4 protein-coding genes and 1 tRNA gene are annotated in these 4,537 nt (G+C 57.4%); 3 read left to right on the forward strand and 2 right to left on the reverse strand.

Translation table 11 applies throughout. The annotated features are described in order from the left end of the window. Both JAB8_RS29720 and JAB8_RS14925 read right to left on the reverse strand, forming a co-directional pair. A partial coding sequence (locus JAB8_RS29720; RefSeq protein ID WP_217494225.1) for a hypothetical protein occupies positions 1–183 on the reverse strand: 183 nt, incomplete at its 3' end. Between the two features lie 9 nt (positions 184–192). Continuing rightward, the gene (locus JAB8_RS14925; RefSeq protein WP_070290417.1) at positions 193–1,131 is read right to left on the reverse strand and encodes a LysR family transcriptional regulator; all 939 of its coding nucleotides are present in this window, start codon (positions 1,129–1,131) and stop codon (positions 193–195) included. Positions 1,132–1,335: 204 nt separating this feature from the next. Between JAB8_RS14925 and lhgO the strand changes: the two genes are divergently transcribed. The 3 genes from lhgO (at position 1,336) to JAB8_RS14940 (ending at position 4,360) form a co-directional block, all read left to right on the forward strand. Further along, a complete protein-coding gene (lhgO, locus tag JAB8_RS14930) occupies positions 1,336–2,541 on the forward strand; it encodes an L-2-hydroxyglutarate oxidase (protein WP_070290416.1) in 1,206 nt (401 codons plus the stop codon). A gap of 103 nt (positions 2,542–2,644) precedes the next feature. Next, on the forward strand, positions 2,645–3,958 hold the full coding sequence (locus tag JAB8_RS14935) for an MFS transporter (RefSeq protein ID WP_227742140.1): 1,314 nt from the start codon (positions 2,645–2,647) through the stop codon (positions 3,956–3,958). A gap of 326 nt (positions 3,959–4,284) precedes the next feature. Further along, positions 4,285–4,360 (forward strand) — tRNA-Glu (locus JAB8_RS14940). Positions 4,361–4,537: the final 177 nt, after the last annotated feature.

Below are 4,537 nucleotides of genomic sequence, written 5' to 3' on the forward strand. Positions count from 1 at the left end.
ACCGTTCGCAATACCACGAACGGCATGAGGGGAATAATACAAGGTCGGATTAGCGTAGCGTAATCCGACAGCACCATCTTCTGAAGCCAGCATCCGTATCCATGCCGCCTCCACCAACAGCGCATCAATCACATGATAATCAAAGTCGCCTCGAGCGGCCGAGGTGGCCAGCGGGCGGCGCATGGCCGGCAGTTATCTGCGTTCCGTTATGCTGCCCAGCGGTCGCGATAGATCGGCAGTGAAGTCGACATATTGGGTGGAAAGCCCGCGTAGCTGGTCGAGCAGTGGGCGGTTGTCTCCGCGCCGCCACTGAAAAGAATAGATTACCGGTGCTGGCATTTCGGCGGCGGCGAGCGGGAGCAGCAGACCCTGGTCAACCAGCTTTTGACTCCAGCCAGTGGGCAGTATGCCGATCCCGACAGAGGCAATCAGCATGCCGGCAATGGCCCCCCAATTATTGCAACTTATGCGCTCAACGGCAGCGATGCCGTGAGCCAGTAGCCAGTCATCAATCAGTCGCGTGGTGCCAGCTGATGGCGGTAAGGCAACGATGGGCTGTCCAGCGTCAAGTAAATCGGCGGCACCACGTAAGCCAGGCGGGCTGTCAGATACAGCCAGGGTTGGCGCGGCAAGCCAGATGAATTGTGCTTGGCTGACTGGTTGCGACAGGATGCCGTGGTGCGATGAGCGTCCGGCAATGATCGCAAAATCGAGCTCGCCCTTGGTGACGCGGCTTTCCAGAACTGAGCCCACGTCGACATAGGGTTCGAGCGTCAATTTGGGATGCAGTGCCCGGACTTGCGCAATGAACTGCGGTAGCCAGGTCAGCGCGCTGAGTTCGCCAACACCAAAGGTGCAACGGCCAACTAGCCCGGCAGAGGGTGCGAAGGCGGTACGTATTGCGGCGGCGTCATCGAGCAGCGCCAGCGCGCGTGGCAGCAATGCCTGGCCTGCATCGCTGAGTACGGCGCGGTGGCCACTCCGGTCGAACAGATTGATGCCAAGCGCTTCCTCCAGTTCTGAAATGCGCTTGGAGAGAGACGATACGGACAAATGCAGGCGTTCGGCGGCAATCGCAAAGTTGGCGCAGGTGGCGGCCCAGTAGAACGCTTCGAGTTGCTTTAAAGTCATGGACATCACTTGTTCTCTTTTTTCGAAATTAATTGTACATAATTTTTCGCTTTTATCTAAATTGTGCTTGATCAAAAATGCTTGACAGGGCAAATCGCGTCGGTGCCAGGCGTTGGGCGGGCGGCATATGCAGGCCCTCGCCCTTCGCCAAAGTGATGCATGTAGCAGTGAAATGACGAGTTTGCTATTTTTTTGAGAGGCGCAATGAACAAGAAGCGTTATGCAGTTATCGGCGGGGGGATAAATGGCCTCGCAGTCGCACGTCAGTTATTGTTGGATTTTCCCGACGCCACGGTGGTGCTGTTCGAAAAGGAGGCGAGTGTCGCCAGTCATCAGTCCAGCCACAATTCGGGTGTGGTCCATGCCGGTCTGTACTATGAGCCGGGGGGACTCAAGGCACGACTTTGCAGGCGCGGGGGCGAATTGATTGGCAACTATTGCCGCGACAATGCGATCCCCTACGACGAGTGCGGCAAAGTCGTCGTCGCGCTACAAGAGGAAGAGTTGCCTCGCCTGGAGGCGATTTATCGGAAAGCGCAGGCCAACGGTGTGCCTGGCGTGCGGCTGATCGGCTCAAATGAGCTGCGTGAAATCGAGCCCAACTGCATCGGCCTGGGCGCCTTGCATTCACCGAAAACGGCGATTGTCAGTTACGGTCAAATTGCGGCCCGAATCGCCGATGAAATCAGGGAACGTGGCGGGCGCATTTGTCTGAATTCGCCGGTTGAGCGCCTGCTTGAGCAAGGCGGCGAAGTACGGGTCGAACTTGCAGACGGAGAGGTCTTCGATACGGTATTCGATCAGGCAATTGCCTGCGCGGGTTTGCAGTCAGATCGCCTGGCAGAGCGTTCGGGCGATCAGGACACGCCACGCATCGTACCGTTCTTCGGCCAGTATTACGTGATCGACGAGGCTTTCAAGTCGCATGTCAAAGGCTTGATCTACCCGGTGCCGGACCCGCGCTTTCCTTTCCTCGGGGTGCATTTCACAAAGCGTATCGACGGACAGATGACGATCGGCCCGAATGCTTTCATATCCTTCGGTCGCGAGAACTATGACGGCCGCAGCATGAACCTGGCCGACATCTTCAATTTTGCCAGCTACCCCGGCTTTTGGAAGTTTGCTGCCCGTAACCTGCCGGCGACGCTTCGGGAACTGAAGACTGTGGTCAGCGAGGCGAGCTTTGTCCGCGAGGCGGCGCGCTATGTGCCGACGCTTGCCTCGGTCGGTATTGTTCCGGCGGTTCGTGGGATCCGTGCCCAGGCAATGGAGGCCAATGGTGCGCTGGTTGACGATTTCGTGATTCGCCAACACGGCAACATTACCCACATCCGCAATGCACCGTCACCAGGGGCGACATCGTCGCTAGCCATTGCTGAATACATTGTGCGTGAAGTGATGAGGCGCTGAGTTTGCGTAGCGGACAACGTACGGTTGTCTGTCGCTCCCCAGCCAGCCCCAACTCGAACGCTCTAGGCGAAAAATAAAAAAATTAATTCATGAAGGAGACATTTTGAACATTCAAAAAACGGAACAGGAAACCCCGGCACAGACAAAAAGTCGTTTGCGCAAAGTGGCGGCAGCGACCATCGTCGGCTCAATGCTGGAGTGGTATGACTTTTATCTTTACGCGACGATGGCGTCGATTGTCTTCAGCAAGGTCTTCTTCGATACTTCGGACCCGGCGAATGCATCGCTGCAAGCCTTTGCCACCTTCGCCATCGGCTTTGTGGCGCGACCGATCGGGGGGCTGTTCTTCGGCTACTTCGGCGACCGCTATGGGCGCAAGAAAATGTTGTTCGTTACTTTCTGTATGATGGGCTTGTGCACGACCGCCATTGGCCTGGTTCCTTCCTACGCCAGCATCGGCGTTTGGGCGCCCCTGTGCCTGGTGCTGATCCGCATTGTGCAGGGCCTGGGCGCCGGTGCTGAACTGGCGGGGGCGGCGGTAACTTCCTACGAACATGCGGCCGACAACAAGAAGGGACGACAAGGTGCGTGGCCTGCATTGGGGCTGAACCTTGGCCTGTTGCTGTCGTCGCTGACCGTTTATCTGCTGACCGTCAATGGCGACAAGTTTTTGCTTGCCGGCGGCTGGCGCATTCCCTTCATCCTCAGTTTCGTGCTGGTACTGGTTGGGCTCTGGGTGCGTGGGAGTCTGCCGGAAACGCCAGAGTATCACCACTTCGAGGAAAGCCATCGCCAGAAGAGGCCGTTCCGCGAATTGTGGAAAACCAATCTCAAGGGCCTGGGCGTCGTCTTCTTTGTCGCCATCGGTTACAACGCACTGAGCTATGTCTTCAAGACCTTCTCGCTGGCCTACCTGACCCAGTTCAAAGGCATTTCGGCCAGCGTGACATCGCTATCGGTGACACTGGCCAGTCTGGTCGCAATCTTTACCGTCCCGCTCTTCGGCTATCTGTGTGACAAGTTCAGCAGCAAGAAGCTGCTGATCGTCGGCGGCCTGCTGTCAGCATTGTTCGCGTACCCGTTCATGCAGTTGCTCGACAGCGGCGAGAACAGGCTGATTTACCTGGCGCTGATCGTCGGCACCGGGGTGCTGGCGCCGATGATGTTCGCCCCGCAGGGCTCTTTCCTCAGTCGCCAGTTTGCCGTGCAAAACCGCTCGACGGGGGTCGGTTCGGGGCGTGAAATCGGCACTGCCATTGCCGGCGGTATTGCCCCGTTGTGGGCGTTATCAATGGTTGCCCAGTCTGCGACGCGTGACACGAGCGCCGTGGCCTTGATGCTCACGTGCTCCGGAGCGATCGTCGCATTGGCAGCATACTTCGACCAAGGTTATCGCTTCAGCCATTACAAGAACTGATGGTCAAGGCGGCGGGCCAGGCTTGCTCAGCTCCTCCCGCCGCCCACCCCTTGTATGACGCGGGTTTGGGCCAGTGCAAACGAAGGGGGGGCAAGAGGCTTTCCTTTTGCTTGTCTGGCTGCTGCTGCTGAGGACCTGTACCTCGCCCGCGCAGCCGATCGATTGCACATTGAACAATCGCCGCCGGGAGCGGTTTCCTCCATGGAAAATAAGATGCGCCTGCGGTTGATTTTGTGAATGGCCCCGTGCTATACTTCGCGCACGCTTTTTTGAGGGGCTAAGCAAAGCCTTCAACGAAGAGTCCGCTGAGAGTAAAGCCAGCACAGGTCCCCATCGTCTAGAGGCCTAGGACATCACCCTTTCACGGTGAGTACAGGGGTTCGAATCCCCTTGGGGACGCCAGGATTTAGTTGTAAAGCAAGAGTGCAGTGCTGAACGGGCCTGACAAGTCAGGCTTTTTTTGTTTCTGCGATTGCTGCAGTACCGGGTCAGGATGCGAAGTAATGCATTCAGGACAGATTTCTGTCCCCATCGTCTAGAGGCCTAGGACATCACCCTTTCACGGTGAGTACAGGGGTT

Origin of the sequence: Janthinobacterium sp. HH106 (assembly GCF_001758725.1) — a bacterium.
Taxonomy (GTDB): domain Bacteria; phylum Pseudomonadota; class Gammaproteobacteria; order Burkholderiales; family Burkholderiaceae_D; genus Janthinobacterium.